The 16,108-nt window shown below is 34.6% G+C and carries 16 protein-coding genes; all 16 read left to right on the top strand.

The window, feature by feature from the left end; all coding sequences use genetic code 11:
• Positions 1–32: 32 nt before the first annotated feature.
• From bioD to fliH, 16 genes are read left to right on the top strand one after another with little or no spacing between them, the layout of a single operon-like run.
• On the top strand, positions 33–680 hold the full coding sequence (bioD, locus tag MV052_RS04505) for a dethiobiotin synthase (protein WP_297441381.1): 648 nt from the start codon (positions 33–35) through the stop codon (positions 678–680).
• Between the two features lie 20 nt (positions 681–700).
• On the top strand, positions 701–1,570 hold the full coding sequence (locus MV052_RS04510) for an aspartate carbamoyltransferase catalytic subunit (RefSeq protein WP_297441383.1): 870 nt from the start codon (positions 701–703) through the stop codon (positions 1,568–1,570).
• A gap of 7 nt (positions 1,571–1,577) precedes the next feature.
• Positions 1,578–2,516 carry an aminodeoxychorismate synthase component I gene (locus MV052_RS04515; RefSeq protein ID WP_297441385.1) on the top strand — a complete coding sequence of 313 codons (939 nt, stop codon included), beginning with the start codon at positions 1,578–1,580 and terminating at the stop codon, positions 2,514–2,516.
• 11 nt (positions 2,517–2,527) lie between these two features.
• Positions 2,528–3,832: a HAMP domain-containing sensor histidine kinase gene (locus tag MV052_RS04520; RefSeq protein WP_297441387.1), complete on the top strand. Its 1,305-nt coding sequence runs from the start codon at positions 2,528–2,530 to the stop codon at positions 3,830–3,832.
• 50 nt (positions 3,833–3,882) lie between these two features.
• Entirely contained in the window at positions 3,883–4,866 is a 984-nt protein-coding gene (locus tag MV052_RS04525) for a transaldolase (RefSeq protein ID WP_297441390.1), read from the top strand.
• On the top strand, positions 4,863–6,062 hold the full coding sequence (locus MV052_RS04530) for a PilT/PilU family type 4a pilus ATPase (RefSeq protein WP_297441392.1): 1,200 nt from the start codon (positions 4,863–4,865) through the stop codon (positions 6,060–6,062). The genes MV052_RS04525 and MV052_RS04530 overlap by 4 nt, the downstream gene beginning before the upstream one ends.
• Positions 6,063–6,119: 57 nt before the next feature.
• A complete protein-coding gene (locus tag MV052_RS04535) occupies positions 6,120–6,656 on the top strand; it encodes a 50S ribosomal protein L25/general stress protein Ctc (protein ID WP_297441394.1) in 537 nt (178 codons plus the stop codon).
• A gap of 7 nt (positions 6,657–6,663) precedes the next feature.
• Positions 6,664–7,242, top strand: a complete 579-nt coding sequence (pth, locus tag MV052_RS04540; RefSeq protein ID WP_297441396.1) for an aminoacyl-tRNA hydrolase — start codon at positions 6,664–6,666, stop codon at positions 7,240–7,242.
• Positions 7,236–8,309, top strand: a complete 1,074-nt coding sequence (locus MV052_RS04545) for an LptF/LptG family permease (RefSeq protein WP_297441398.1) — start codon at positions 7,236–7,238, stop codon at positions 8,307–8,309. The genes pth and MV052_RS04545 overlap by 7 nt, the downstream gene beginning before the upstream one ends.
• 54 nt (positions 8,310–8,363) lie before the next feature.
• Positions 8,364–9,575: a diaminopimelate decarboxylase gene (gene lysA / locus MV052_RS04550; protein WP_297441400.1), complete on the top strand. Its 1,212-nt coding sequence runs from the start codon at positions 8,364–8,366 to the stop codon at positions 9,573–9,575.
• A 4-nt stretch (positions 9,576–9,579) separates the two neighbouring features.
• Positions 9,580–10,368 carry an HAD-IIA family hydrolase gene (locus MV052_RS04555; RefSeq protein WP_297441402.1) on the top strand — a complete coding sequence of 263 codons (789 nt, stop codon included), beginning with the start codon at positions 9,580–9,582 and terminating at the stop codon, positions 10,366–10,368.
• Positions 10,368–11,450 (top strand): prephenate dehydratase, encoded by a 1,083-nt coding sequence (pheA, locus tag MV052_RS04560; RefSeq protein WP_297441404.1) that lies wholly within the window; start codon positions 10,368–10,370, stop codon positions 11,448–11,450. Before MV052_RS04555 ends, pheA begins: the two co-directional genes overlap by 1 nt.
• A complete protein-coding gene (hisC, locus tag MV052_RS04565; protein ID WP_297441406.1) occupies positions 11,447–12,547 on the top strand; it encodes a histidinol-phosphate transaminase in 1,101 nt (366 codons plus the stop codon). Before pheA ends, hisC begins: the two co-directional genes overlap by 4 nt.
• 12 nt (positions 12,548–12,559) lie before the next feature.
• A complete protein-coding gene (gene fliF, locus MV052_RS04570) occupies positions 12,560–14,287 on the top strand; it encodes a flagellar basal-body MS-ring/collar protein FliF (protein ID WP_297441408.1) in 1,728 nt (575 codons plus the stop codon).
• Positions 14,287–15,315 (top strand): flagellar motor switch protein FliG, encoded by a 1,029-nt coding sequence (gene fliG / locus MV052_RS04575; RefSeq protein WP_297441410.1) that lies wholly within the window; start codon positions 14,287–14,289, stop codon positions 15,313–15,315. The genes fliF and fliG overlap by 1 nt, the downstream gene beginning before the upstream one ends.
• A gap of 5 nt (positions 15,316–15,320) precedes the next feature.
• A complete protein-coding gene (gene fliH / locus MV052_RS04580) occupies positions 15,321–16,106 on the top strand; it encodes a flagellar assembly protein FliH (RefSeq protein ID WP_297441412.1) in 786 nt (261 codons plus the stop codon).
• Positions 16,107–16,108: the final 2 nt, after the last annotated feature.

Raw genomic sequence — 16,108 nt, forward strand, 5'->3', positions numbered from 1 at the left:
TTCTGTTATAATTTTCATAAAAAAGAGAATTCTTGGCAAAACGCATCTTTATTACGGCTACAAATACTGACATTGGCAAAACATACACAACAAAACTTCTTTTAAAATCATTTGCAGCACGAGGATTGAAAGTAGGTGTTATTAAGCCTATAGAAACAGGTGTTCTTGATGGATTTTGTCCTGATGGAAGCGAACTGTTAGCTTTGGTGCAAAAACTAAACCCTGCATTTGAAGATTTTGATGTTAAAGATATAGTACCCATAACTTATGAGTTAGCTGCAGCGCCTTATGTGGCTTCAAACGCAGCTGCGTTTGATATGGACAGAGTAAACGCAGCGATTGAAAAACTTGAGAGAGTTTGTGATGTGCTTCTTATAGAAGGGGCGGGTGGTTTATATGTTCCTGTTGATGCAGATACAATGATGATAGACTTGATACAAGAGCTAAACGCAGTAGCTCTACTTGTGACACACTGTTCTCTTGGCTGTATCAATGATACTCTTTTAAGCAAGAAAGCTTTGCAAGATAAAAAGATAAGGCATGTAGTCGCATTTAATTGTCGGGATAAAGATGAGAGTTTTAGTGTAGTGAGTGAGCCATACTTTATAAATAGTGGCTTTGAAGTTTTAAAAGTGAGTGATGATATTGACACTCTAAGCCAACTCTTGTATAATTTGTAAATTTAAAAGTTAGGATGAGCATGCAGCATTTAATAAGAACTGACGATTTTACAAAACAAGAGATTGAAACACTTTTGGCTGACGCGAAAAGCTTTAGCGATGGACATTTTGAAAAAATTCTTCAAGATAAGCTTATTATTACGCTTTTCTTTGAAAATTCGACACGTACAAAGAGCTCCTTTGAAATTGCTGCAAAGCGACTCGGTGCGCAAATGGTTCATCTTGATGTAGCTAAGAGCTCCACAAAAAAAGGGGAAACACTTGTAGATACTGCAATGAATCTTGATGCTATGGGTCCAGATGCAATCATTGTTCGTCATCAAAATGCAGGTGTTCCTAAAATTCTCTCACAACATACTAAAGCAAGTATATTAAATGCAGGTGATGGCGCACATGCACATCCCTCTCAAGCACTACTAGATCTTTATACCCTTAGTGATCATTTTGGTTCAGTAGTAGGGAAAAAGATTGCAATTGTTGGTGATATAAAAAACTCTCGTGTTGCAAACTCAAATATAGAACTTTTAACGCGTTTTGGAATGGAAGTGATTTTGGTGGCTCCTCCTCATTTTTTACCAAAAACATCACTCAAAACAACACACTATCTTACAGAGATTATAGATGAGGTGGATGCTATTATGAGTTTACGAACACAAACTGAGCGACACTCCTCCCAAAGCTATGCAAGTTTAAAAGATTATGCGAGTGATTTTTGTATCACTGAAGAGTTAGTTGGTGAACGTGATATCATTTTATTGCATCCTGGCCCTGTACATAGAAACATAGATATTTCTGATGCAATGCTTGAAGATAAGCGTTGTAAAGTACTTGAACAAGTCACTAATGGAGTAAATATGAGAATGGCAATACTCAAAAAATTGATTGCATAATTACTGTATGAGTTTTGAAAAAATTAATGTTTTAGCAAAACAGAGGAAGCCATTTTTATTTATTAGTGATTTTTTGGGCGAAAGAGTAGAAGTCATTTTGCTCGAAGATTTACAAAAAAATGATATCGAGTTTAGTATAAGTGCAAGAGGTGGCTTTAAAGAACACTCTCATCAATTAAAAAAAATCCCGCTTCCTTTTGTAGAGTATAAAAAAAAGTTTGATGCTGTGATAGAAAATATAAAAGCAGGAGAAACTTATATCTTAAACCTTACACAAGCAACCCCAATCCAAACGCAGCTGAGCCTCAAAGAGATGTATACGCTTGCAAATGCAGAGTATAAGCTTCGTTACAAAGATGAATTTATCTGTTTCTCACCTGAAAAGTTCATCCAAATCAAAGACGATAAAATTCATACTTTTCCTATGAAAGGTACGATTGATGCTTCACTAGAGAATGCAGCTACAATAATTTTAGAGAATGAAAAAGAGATGGCTGAACATATAATGATAGTGGATTTACTTCGAAATGATCTCTCTATCAAAGCGAGTGAAGTGAAAGTTGAAGATTTTCGTTATATCCAAACTATAGAAGCTGGAGAGAAAAAACTTTTGCAAGTTAGTTCACATATTAGCGCGAAATTACCGCCTAATTGGCAAGAAAATTTGGGTGATATTTTGCACTCTTTGTTGCCTGCAGGAAGTATTAGTGGGGCGCCAAAGAAGAGTACAGTAAAAATTATCAAAGATATTGAAGGATATGAAAGAGGTTTTTTTACTGGGGTTTTTGGTCTCTTTGATGGGATGAGTTTTGATAGTGGCGTGATGATTCGCTACATAGAAAAAACACCTCAAGGATACATCTATAAAAGTGGCGGTGGTATCACCCTTGATAGTGATGCAAAACTGGAGTTTGAAGAACTCCAAGATAAAATATATCTACCATAAGAAAGATAAAAATGAATAAAATTATAAAAAATTTTTTTACAAGTGGGCATGAGTTTGCAAGAGATGAGGTGGAGCAACGCAGTATATTTCAGATGATGAATATTGCGATTATGACATCTTCTATTGGCTATTTGTTTGGCTTTATAGTGAATGATTTTAGTATGTTGGCATGGTTTGAATTCAGCCTTTTTCTTATAAATATCATCATGGCTCTGTTTCTTAGAAAAGATAAAAAGTATTATTCTCTTGCTGCTACTGGGGTAACATTTGAAGGAACTGTATTACTGGTAATGCTGTTTTATGTGAGTTCGCCTTCTGAGATGAAACATGTATGGATTTATGCTTATCCCATTGTAATGCTCTATCTCAACAGTGATAAACAGGCATTAGCTTGGCTTTTTATTTTGATGACAATGGTTCTTATTGTCCCTCTTCAGCCATTTATACAAGTTGAATATACATTTTTTCAAGTATTTTATATTGACTTTGTTCTAGGAATTGTAAGCTTAATTGTGTTTTTTTATAAGAAAAAAATGCTTGAGGCAAAAAGTCTTATTTTGTATCAGCAAGGGCAGCTTCAAAAGCGAATTGAAGAAGTAGAAGAAAAAGATAAAATTTTAACTATACAGTCTAAACAAGCAGTTATGGGTGAAATGATAAGTATGATAGCACACCAGTGGAGACAACCACTCTCTACTGTGACACTAAATATTTCAAATCTACAGGTCAAAAAACTTTTAGGACAGGATGTAAGCGGTGAAGAACTAGATAAAGTATTGCAAGTTATTAATGAAACCATTGTCTACCTTTCTGATACGATAAATGACTTTCAGACATATTTCAATCCAAATAAAGAGCCAGCTTATACCGATATGGGTGCCTTGGTTTCTAAAGCGATTAATTTTATTATGCCACGATTAAAAGATACTCAAATAAAAGTAGAACATAACAAGGATACGAAAGTATTTGCACATACCTATGCAAATGAAATTGTGCAGGTTCTGCTAAATATTTTAAATAACGCTGTTGATGAACTAATCAAAAGAGGCATTGAAAATCCAAAAATAATTATTGGGCTAAAGAATGAGGATGAGCATGTCCATATTAGCATACATGATAATGCGGGTGGTATTGCACAAAATGACATGCAATATATCTTCGAACCATATTATAGTACTAAAGGGAAAAATGGTACTGGTTTGGGGCTTTATATGTCTCAAATGATTATGCAAAAACAGTTTGATACTGATATAGAAGTTCAATGTCAAAATGGTGAAACTCTCTTTAGTATTAGGATTCCTAAAAAAGTGGCATAATTTTATTTTTATTGGGTTATAATAAATCAAATTTAATTTAGGAATTATGTATGTATATTGAAGATTTGAAGTTTTCTTTGTGGGCGGATTTTATTGAAAGAGATTATCTTGATAATGAATTTAAAGAACTAATAGATAAAAAGATAGTCAATGGAGCTACTTCAAATCCTGCGATATTTAAAAATGCAATTTTAAGTTCACCTGCATATATTGAGCAACTTGAATCTTTAAGTGATTCATTAACTGCAAAAGAAAAATATGAAGCTGTAGCAATATTTGATATACAAAAAGCAGCCGATATCTTAAAACCTTTATTTGACAAGGGTGATGATGGTTATGTAAGTATTGAAGTTGATCCTTTCCTTTGTGATGATGCTGAGGCAACTATTGCTGAAGGTAAAAGACTTTTTGAAGCTATACAAAGAAAAAATGTAATGATTAAAGTACCTGCCACAGAGGCAGGTTATGAAGCAATGGAAGCACTTACTTCAGTGGGCATTCCAGTAAATGCGACATTGATTTTTAAAAAAGCTCAAGCAGTAGCTTGTGCGAAAGCTTTTGCTCGTGGTGTTGAAAACTACGGGACAAAGGTCGATACCGTCATCAGCATATTTGTAAGTCGTATAGATAGAGCTTTGGACCCAGTGTTAAAAGATAATAACATAGAAGTTGCTTTGAGTGGAATATATAATACTTCAGATATTTATGAAGCAATAGAGTCTATGCAAGTTTTAGGTTGTCGTGCACTCTTTGCAAGTACTGGTGTAAAGGATGACTCACTTGCTCCATATTATTATGTAGAAAAACTTTTAGCATATAACTCTATCAACACAGCTCCTGTAGATACTATAAAAGCTTTTCATGAAAATGCAAGAAAAGAAAAAGCGCTTCCTATTTCAAGAGAAAAGATAGAAGAACATTTTAAAAAGATAGCAGAAGCAGATATCGACTTTGATGCACTTTTACAAATGCAAATAGATGAAGGCTTACAAGCTTTTAAAGATGCTTTTAAAGAGATATTGGGGGCATTATGAATACAGAAGTAGATGTTGCTTCGCTTACATTTGAGCAGCTCAAAAAAATTCGAGTATATTTAAAAAAGATGATTGAAGTTGGAGGGAGTGACCTTCATGTAAAAGCAAACTCAGTTGTTCGGGCGCGGATTAATGGAGAGATAAAGCAGTTTTCAGGTGGTATCTTATCTAAAGAAGATGCACTTACCTTTGCAAAAGAGCTTCTACGTAGTCGTTTTGGAGAGTTTGTTGAAAACAAAGAACTCGATCTTGTATATCCTTTTGATGAGAGTAACCGTTTTCGTGTAAACATTTTTTTTCAAATGGATGGTGTCTCAGCTGTCTTTCGTGTGATTCCCGTGAAAATTCCTACATTTGATGAACTGTTTTTACCTGATGTTGTACGAGATTTTGCAAAAAAAGAACGTGGACTTATTTTAGTTACAGGTGTAACAGGAAGCGGGAAGTCAACAACACTAGCCGCATTGGTAAATCAAATTAATTTGACGCGAAAAAAGCATATCATAACGATTGAAGATCCAATTGAGTTTGTACACAAAGACAGAGGTTGCATCATTAACCAGCGTTCTGTTGGACAAGATACTCTCTCTTTTGGAACGGCACTGCGTGCAGCACTTCGTGAGGATCCTGACATTATACTTGTAGGGGAAATGCGTGATAAAGAGACAGTAAATCTCGCTTTGCACGCTGCGGATACGGGACACTTGGTGTTTTCTACACTGCATACTGTAGATGCAAAAGAGACGATTAACCGTATTATTGCGCAATTTCCAACTGATGAACAAAATCGTATTAGAATGTCTCTTGCTGGCGTATTGCAAGGTGTTGTCTCTCAGCGTCTTATCCCAGCCATAGGTGGCGGTAGACGTGCAGCGATGGAGGTCTTAGTCAGAACACCAACGATAGAGAAGTTAATCATGGAAAACAGAGATTATGAGATACGCGATACAATTGAGGCTGGAAAAGAACACTATAAATCACAAAGTTTTGATCAGTCAATTTTAGATTTATACAATGAGGGAATTATATCAAAAGAACAAGCACTTGATAGTGCTACTAGCGCTTCAGATTTAGAACTTAAAATCAATGGCTTAACAACAGGTAAAATAACAAGTAGTCCATCTCTTGAGGGTGAAGAAGAAACAAAAACTCCTCCACCAGAGATAAATGATGAAGATATTTTTGATTTAAAGTAAATGTTAAATTAAATTCAGGTAAAATTTCAAACATTTTAAAAACACAAAGGACTTCATATGTTAGAAGGTATAGTTAGAGAGAGTATTGGCAAAAAGGGCACAAAAGCACTTCGCCGTGATGGTTATCTAATTGCGAATATTTACGGAAAAGGGCTTGAAAATATCAATGCTGCTTTTAAAGAAAATGAGTACATCCGTACAGTTCGTAATAAAGACACATTGGCATTTCCAGTATCAATTGATGGAAAAGAGATGAATGTTGTTGTTCAATCATATGAGTCTCATGCAGTGACAGGTAAACTTTTACACGTTGATCTAATGGTAGCACAACCAGGTTTAGTAACACACTATATGGTTCCAGTTAAAGCTGTTGGTGAATCTATCGGTGTGAAAAACAAAGGTCTTGTTAATATTTCTAAAACTCGTTTAAGAGTTAAAGCTGCAATAGAGAGCTTACCAAAAGCAATCCTTATTGATGTAACTGATATGGATCTTGGTGATGCTAAACTTATTCGCGACCTTGATGTAACTGAAAATGTTCAATTTACAGATTCTGATCGTGTTGCTGTTTTAAGTATTATTAAAGCTAAGTAGTAACAAAATGTTAATAGTTGGACTAGGGAACCCTGGTTCCGACTATGAACAGACAAGACATAACATAGGTTTTATGGTTATTGATGAGTTAGTAGCTCGTAATAACGCTTCAAAACTTTCCTCTTCATCATTTTCTGGTGAACTTTATAAATTTCAAAACGCCTCTGTTTCTTTAGAAAATCATTTTTTATTAAAACCACTTACATTTATGAACCTCTCTGGTGATTCTGTTATAAAAGTGAAAAACTTTTATAAAATTGAAGATGTTGTTGTAATACATGATGATTTAGATTTACCTTTTGGTGCACTGCGTTTCAAACGTGGTGGAGGGCATGGAGGACATAATGGACTCAAATCCATTGACTCTAAAATTGGTAAAGAGTATATTCGTATCCGGATAGGTATTGGAAAGCCTGAACATAAAGGAGAAGTTGTTTCTTATGTTTTAGGTAAGTTTTCAGCAGAACAATTAAAATGTTTGCCAGAACTAATTGAACATGCTTGTGATGCAGTTGAGTACTGTTTGTCGCATCCTTTAGCAGATGTCAGTTCAAAATACACACAAAAGGCTGCCAAGGAATGTTAGCTTTTAATTATGTGGCTTTACATTATACAAAATATTTTCTCATTATTTTAATTGCATTGAGTGCTTTTATGGTTGGGTTTGATTATATTGGTAATATTGAAAAGCTCAATATTTCTGCCAATTTACTTTTGATATATCTTGTGTATAAAACATTTTTTGCTATTGATATGCTTTTGCCATTAGCGCTTGTTTTTGGGATGATATCAACAAAAATATTTTTAATTCGTTCAAATGCTTTGGTCTCTTTTTTTTCCTTAGGCTATTCAAGAGTAGATATATTACGTCCTTTTGTGGTGGTCTCAGTAGTAATTACAATGATTTTTATATCCTTACATGCTTGGTCGAATTTTGCTAGAGCAGATGAATTTTCTAATAATATTAGAAAAAATGCACAATATCTCAATCCTACAAAGGATCTCTTTTTCGCATATCAAGGAAAGTATATTTATTTTTCAGAATTGCTACCATTACAAGAAAAAGCGATAGGTATTCGTGTATTTACTGTAAAAGAGAACTCTTTAAAGTCTGTTTTAGAAGCTTCAAACGCAGTGTACCGCGATAATGCTTGGTTTATAAAAGAGGCAGATATTATTAAAAAACCCGAAACTCTTAATTTTCATTCACCAGGTATTGATGTTAGTTCTACACATGATTTGAAGATTCTCAAAGGCTTTCGCCCAAAAATGCTTGACCAAATATATGAAGGAAAAGTAAACTTTACCATTAAAAATGCCATAGATGCTATACTATTATTGGATAATCAAAATATAGATACGAGTACAATCAAAGGGGCGCTTTATAGGATTTTTATTTATCCTTTTTTTGCACCTTTAATTATCACTATTATTTTCTTTTTTGTTCCAATAAGTGTACGCTTTTTGAATATTTCACTTTTTAGTTTTGGCGCTATTCTCTCTACTTTAATGGTTTGGGGTATGCTTTTTATGCTTATCGAACTCTCCAATAACAAAACGATACCAAGTGAAGTAGGTGTTATCTTACCCATCATTATTCTCTTTTTTGTCGCACTCTGGCAATGGAAAAGACACGAGCGTTATCCCTCTTAGCGACTTATAAGCACATTTTAGATAAACTCATTCAAAAAGATTTGGAAAAATTATATGATTGATTTTAAAGCATTGGCTAATGAATATGGAACGCCATTATATGTGTATGACTTTGACTATATGGCCGCGCAGTATAGTGAACTTAAAGAGGCATTTCGTGGTAGAAAATCTATCATTGCATATGCTGTAAAAGCAAACGCAAACTTGAGTGTAGTAAAACATTTTGCAAAAATGGGAAGTGGAGCGGATTGTGTTTCCATCGGTGAAGTTCGTCGTGCATTTTTAGCAGGTATTCCAGCATATAAAATCATCTTTTCTGGTGTTGGTAAAAGTGATGATGAAATTCGTGAAGCAATAGAGAAAGACATTTTATATATCAATGTTGAAAGCGAAGCTGAACTGCAACGTGTTGAAGCTATTGCAAAAGAGTTAGATAAACCTTCTCGTATCAGTATCCGTGTAAATCCAAATATTGATCCACAAACGCATCCTTATATTTCAACTGGTTTGCATGACAACAAGTTTGGAGTGGATTTATCTTCTGCAAAACGTATGTATATTCAAGCAAAAAATTCAGATCATTTAGATCCTGTAGGGATTCATTTTCATATCGGCTCACAACTCACACAACTACAACCTATTCGTGAAGCAGCAGAAATTGTGGCTGATCTCATTCGTTCGCTACAGGCTGTTGATATTGAATTGAAGTTTTTTGATATCGGTGGAGGACTCGGAATTAAGTATAATAATGAAGAAACAATTCCTCCATATGAGTACGCACAGGCAATTTTAGGAACCCTAACAGCACTTGATTTGACTATTTTGTGTGAGCCTGGAAGATTTTTAACAGCAAATGCAGGTTATTTTCTGACAAAGGTATTGTATGAAAAACAAAATGGAGAGAAAAAATTTGTCGTAGTTGATGGGGCTATGAATGATTTGCTTCGTCCTGCTTTATATAATGCCTACCATAAAATTGAAGCATTAACAGATAATAAAGACGAAGTAAGAGAAGTGGATATTGTAGGTCCTGTATGCGAGAGTGGTGATTTCTTTGCTAAAGACTACCCTTTACCTCCTTTGAAGCGTAATGACTTACTTGTTATCCATAGTGCTGGAGCCTATGGTTTTGGAATGGGTAGTAACTATAATACACGGGGACGAAGTGCTGAAGTCGCTGTAGAGAAGGGCAAGGCTAGACTTATCCGAAGACGTGAAAGCTTTGAAGATCTAATCGCTCTTGAGCAAGAATATTTACAAGACTAAGTTTATGTATTTCATAGATGTTCAAGGAACTTTAATCAGTGATGAAGATAAATCACCAATAGCAGGAAGTTTAGCTTTTATAGAAAAGTTAAACGAGGAGAAGATTCCTTATATGGTGATAACCAATAATACAAAAAAGCCTTCAAAAGATTTTCTTGGCTACTTAAATTCTATTGGTTTTCATCTTGATGAGGATCATTATCTTGACCCTCTTATGCTTTTGGAATCTCGTGTCAATAAAGAAGCTGTAGCTGCTTATGGGGCCAAAGAGTTTTTGACAACTTTGAAAAAAATGGGCTATCACTTTGATTATAAAAATCCAAAAACTGTTCTTATAGCAATAAAAGAAGACTTTTGTGCAGATGAATATGCTCAAATGATTGATTTTTTACTCTCAGGTGCAGCACTCGTTGGTATGCATGAAACCTCAATTTACGCTAAAAACAATAAACGCTATCCTGGGGTGGGTGCGATTTTGAAAATGCTTGAATTTGCTACAAGTACATCTTATACTGTTGTAGGAAAGCCAAGTGCGGCTTTTTACAGTGAAGCACTTCAAAGATTACAGAAGCAAAATCCTAAAGCTTTGTTTGAAGATATAACAATTATTAGTGATGATGTAAAAGGTGATTTAGGTGGTGCAAAAGAGCTTGGGATGAAGACTATCTTTGTAACAAGTGGAAAGTATCGTAGTGCAGAGGAGATTGTTCCTTATCTGCAAGAAGAACGTAAACCTGATGTAGTGATGAAAGATATGCAAGAAGTTTTAGATAGCATAAGTGGAGAAAAATAATGAAAACTTTAGATGATTGTAGAATAGCTATAGATGATATTGATAACGAAATGCTCTCTCTTTTAAATAAACGTATGCAAATTGTTGAACGTGTAGGTGAGATTAAAAAGAATACAGGCGGTGCAATATACAGGCCTGAGAGGGAAAAAGCAATCATCGAAAGACTGAATAAGTTAAATGAAAACGAGAAAGGTCTTTTAAATAAAAGTGCCATTGAAGCAATATTTTTAGAAATTTTTGCAGTTGCTAGAAATCTAGAGCTACCTGAAAAGATTGCATATTTAGGGCCTGAGGGAAGTTTTACACATCAAGCAGCTGAGAGCCGTTTTGGTGCTATGAGTGACTATCTTTCTTTAAATTCTATAGCATCTGTATTTACAACACTAGAAGCTAAACGAGCAAAATTTGGTGTGATACCTATTGAAAATTCTCGTGATGGCATTGTTGGTGAGACACTTGATTTGTTGGCAAAAAGTTCTGTTAAAATTGTTGCTGAACTTTATATGCCTATTCATATCTCTTTTGCAACAAAATCAGAAAAACTTGAGCAAATTACAAAGATATACTCTAAAGACAAAGGTTTTGGTCAGTGTCGTGAGTTTTTATCTGAACATAGTTTAAATAATGTTGAACTCATTCCTGTAGAGTCAACAGCAAAAGCGGCTATTTTAGCTTCTAAAGAAGAAAACTCTGCTGCTATATGTTCACACATTGCAGCAAAATTGTATGGTGTTCCCACAATGTTTGAAAATATAGAAGATTCCATTGACAATACAACGCGTTTTTTGATTTTGAGTGATTTTAAAAATGGGGTAAGTGGTGACGATAAGACTTCTATTTTAGTACGACTAAAAGATGCAGTAGAAGCGGGCTCTCTTGTTCATTTTTTACAAGATTTTGACCAAGAGAAGATAAATCTTTCAAAAATAGAATCGCGTCCATCAAGAGATAAGGGTGGATTTGGCTATTGGTTTTACATTGACTTTTATGGTCATATAGATGAAGAAAAAGTTCAAAAAGTAATACAAAAACATACTGAAGAAGTGACTTGGCTAGGAAGCTATGTAAAGGGTGAAGAGTGAAATTTAATAAAAAACTAGAAAATATAAAAACATATGAAGCTGGAAAGCCTATAGAACTTGTTGTACGTGAATTTGGTATAGAGCCAAAAGATATAGTGAAGTTGGCTTCAAATGAGAATCCTTATGGTTGTTCTACTAAAGTGCAAAAAGCAGTAGGGAATATTGTATCCAATATGGCGCTTTACCCTGATGACTCAATGACAAAACTAAAAAGTGCACTTAAATCAAAATATGAAGTTCAAGATGAAAATATTGTTATAGGAAGCGGAAGCGATCAGGTTATAGAGTTTATTATGCATGCAAAAGCAGATAAAAATTCTAAAATCCTTATCAATAGTGTCACATTTGCTATGTATGAGATTTATGCAAAACATGTGGGTGCCCAGATTATTAAAACACAGAGTCAAGAACATGATTTAGAAGAGTTTTATACGTTGTATAAGCAAGAAAATCCTGAGATTATCTTTTTGTGTACACCAAATAATCCTACTGGAGATGCGCTAAACGCAGTAGATATAGTAGAGTTTCTTCAAAAGATAGACAGTGACACTTTAGTGGTTATAGATGGTGCCTATATGGAATATGCTGCTTATAAAGATCCAGCAAAAAAAATATCACCTAAAGAGTTACTAGAGAAGTTTGATAATGTTATCTATCTTGGAACATTTTCAAAAGCTTACGGACTCGGTGGTATGCGTGTAGGATATGGAATCTCAGGATCTAATATTATTAAAGAGCTGTATAAATTAAGACCACCTTTTAATATTACTACACTCTCTCTTGAAGCTGCCTCTGTAGCACTTGAGGATGAAGAGTTTGTCAACAAAAGCATAGAATTAAATTTTCAAGAGATGAAACGTTATGAAGAGTTTGCAAAAGCGAATAAAATAGATATAATTAACAGTTATACAAATTTTGTCACTTTATTACTTAATGAAACACAAGATTCTACAAAGATTTCAGATGAGTTGCTTCAAAAAGGAATGATTGTAAGAAACCTTAGGGGATATGGTCTTAATGCAATACGTGTAACAGTGGGAACAAAAGAGCAAAACAATCGTTTTTTTGAACTAACAACAGAACTATTATCAAATTAATATGAGAAGCTAATGGATTTTAAAGCACTTTTTTCACAATTGTCGGTTTTGTATGCAAAACTAACGAAGCAACAAAAAATTATAATTGCTGCAGCAATTGTCGGTATCGTTGCATTTTTGATTTTTTTAGTTGTTTATACTGCAAAAAAAAGTGCTCCTAGTGAATATGAAACATTGTTTGATACTCTTAGTGCTGCAGATGCTGCAAAAGTTATAGACCAACTTGAAAAAGATAACATACCTTATGAAATAGCACAAAATAATACTATAAAAGTCCCTAGAAATGTCGTCTATAAAGAAAGAATATCTATAGCTGCACTAGGTGTTCCAAAAGATAGTGGTGTAGGCTTTGAACTTTTTGATAAGCAAGAATTTGGTGCAACGAGTTTTGACCAAAAGATAAAACATCTACGTGCTTTAGAGGGTGAACTCTCCCGTACTATCACAGCACTCTCTCCAGTGTATCATGCAACGGTAAGTCTTGCACTTCCTAAAGATACGCTTTTTGTCTCTAAGCAGGTTGAACCGACAGCTTCAGTTATGGTGGAGCTTGTCGATGGGCAAATGCTGACATATAAACAAATAAGAGGGATTAAGAACCTTGTAGCTGCATCTGTACCTAAGCTAACACCAGAAAATGTGATGCTTGTAAGTAGTGATGGTGTGACACTTGGTGATGAAGATGAAAATTCACAAATGAGTGAACTCTCACTTGCACAGCAGCGTTACAAGCTTAAAGAAGAGAAAAAACGTCAAGAAAAAATTATTGACGTTATTGCTCCTTTTGTTGGAGGAAAAGATAAAGTTGTTGCTCAAGTTACTATCGAATTTGATTTTTCTATTAAAAATTCTACTTCAGAAAAATATGATCCAGAAAATGTTGTCAGAAGCGAGCAAGTAAATGAAGAAAAACGTGAAGGAAGTTCGCCTAAAGAAGTAGGAGGTGTGCCTGGAACGGTAAGTAATATCGGTCCAGTTCAGGGACTCTCTTCAAAACAAACAACTGAAAAATACTCAAAAAATAGCGGAACGACAAACTACGAAGTCGGAAAAACTGTTAGTACCACAAAAAGTCAGTTTGCACGTATAAAAAGAATTACAGCTGCTGTGGTCGTAGATGGAAAATATAAAACGAAAATGGATAAAGATGGGAATCCTACAGATGGTGTTGAATACGTTTCTCTTGATGATGCTGATATCAATGCACTCACTTCACTTGCGAGTAGATCGATTGGAATTAATGAAGAAAGAGGAGACCAGATAAGCGTACAAAATTTACAATTTGAACGTAGTAAAACAGGGGCTACAAACGGGGTGGAAGAAGCATTGACTTTTACACAAACATATATAGCACCTTTTTCTGGACTATTTAAATATTTATTTGTTCTTATTTTACTTTTTATTCTTTACAGAAAAATCATCGTTCCTTTTGCTGATAAAATGCTTGAAGTTTCCAAAGAAGATGAAGAGATGCAAGCCCCATCGCTTGATATAGCAGATGATGAGGATGAAGATCTTATTGAAAAAGTGCAACAAATGCGTAAAAAAGTTGAAGAACAACTAGGTATGGATAATGGCTTTAATGAAGATGATCTCAAATATGAAGTGATTTTAGAAAAAGTTAAAAATATGGCTGAAGAGACCCCTGAAGAAGTTGCTTCTCTTTTACAAGCCTTATTAGGCGAAGAGGCGGAAATTCCAAGCCCAAACGCAGCAAATAGTGAAAAAGGAAGTAAATAATGGCTAAATTGACTCCACAACAGCAAGCCGCTTTTGATGAAATGAGCATTGCTGAAAAAATAGCAATTCTTCTTTTGCAACTGGGTGAAGATATAACCTCTGCAATATTTGCAAATATGAACGTAGAAGCTATTACAGATATATCCAAGTATATTGCAACAAATACAACTATAGATAAGGCAATAGCCACTGCTGTGCTTGAAGAATTTAATGCAATATTTCAATCAGGTCAGTACCTTACATCTGGTGGTTTGGAATATGCGAGAGAACTTCTCTACCGTACTTTAGGACCAGATGAAGCGAAAAAAATACTTGATAAACTCTCAAAAAGTATGCAAAATACTCAAAATTTTGCTTATCTTTCTAAAATTAAACCGCAGCAGTTATCGGATTTTATCATTAATGAGCATCCTCAAACTATTGCGCTTATATTAGCCCATATGGATCCAAGTGAAGCAGCAGATACTTTACAGTATTTTCCTGATGATTTACGAAGTGAAGTAGCTATGCGTATGGCTAAACTTGGTGATATATCTCCATCTGTAATTAAAAGAGTCTCTGCAGTTCTTGAGTCAAAACTTGAGTCACTCGCTTCTTACAAAGTAGAAGTTGGAGGAACACGTGCAGTTGCAGATATATTTAACCGTCTTGGCGCGAAAAGCTCTAAAGCAACATTGGCAAATATCGAGCAGGTTGATGAAGAACTCGCTACTCAAATTAAAGAGATGATGTTTACTTTTGAGGATATGGTTTCTCTTGATAAAACAGCTATTACTGAAGTTCTCAAAGCAGTTGATAAAGCTGAACTTATGCTCGCATTGAAATCTTCGCCAGAAGAACTTAAAGAGAAGTTCTTCTCTGCTATGAGTGAAAGAGCTAGAGAAGCTTTTGAAGAAGAGATGCAATTCCTTGGCGCTGTGAAAATGAAAGATGTAGAAGTTGCACAGAGAAAAATTGTTGAAGTTGTAAATCAACTTGCAGAAGCTGGAACAATTCAGATGGGATCATCTGAAGAGATGATAGAGTAATTATGATGTCAAGTATAATATCAAGTGACGAATTAGAAGAGCACAACGTAAATAAATACAGTTTTAAAGTTATAGCATTTGGTTCAAAAAATGAGAGTGCAATGCAAGAGAAAAAAGAAGAGTTCACACAAGACAATCATTCAAATGCAAGAGCAAGTGATATTGATTCTAGTGCTTTGAGTTCAAACTCAAAAGATTCTCTGATAGAATCACTTATGAAAAAAACAGATGAAATGTCATCGAATTTTATAAAACTTCAAATGAAACTTGAAGCCAAAGAAGAAGAGTTTCAAACGCAGTTAGAAAAAGCAAAAGAAGAAAGTTTTGCAGAGGGGATGAAAGCCGGTGAAGCTAAAGCAAGGGAAGAACTTGATAAAGAGCTTAACACTAAAATAAGACTCTTAAGTGACTCAATTAAAAAGCTTGAAGAAACCTCGGAAGAATTTAGTAGAGCCTTAGAAGGAATTAAAAAGGAATTACTAACTGCTGCACTTGATATTTCTCAAGAAGTTATCAAGATAGAATTGAGTGAAAATTCTTCAGAAGTTGCAAAAGTTTTATCACAAGAGTTGATGAAAGAACTACAAGGCGCTTCAAAAGTGACACTAAAAGTTAATCCCAAAGATCATGGAACACTTTCAGTGGAGCTTGGAAAGCTTGAAAATATAGAAATTGTTTCAGACAGCGCAGTCAGTGAAGGCGGAGTAGTTGCCATTAGTGATGTAGGCAATATTGACGCACAAATATCAAAAAGATTTCAAAGAGTAAAAAAGGCAGCTTTAAGTGAGTAAAA

Source organism: Sulfurimonas sp., from assembly GCF_026988655.1.
Taxonomy (GTDB): Bacteria; Campylobacterota; Campylobacteria; order Campylobacterales; family Sulfurimonadaceae; genus Sulfurimonas.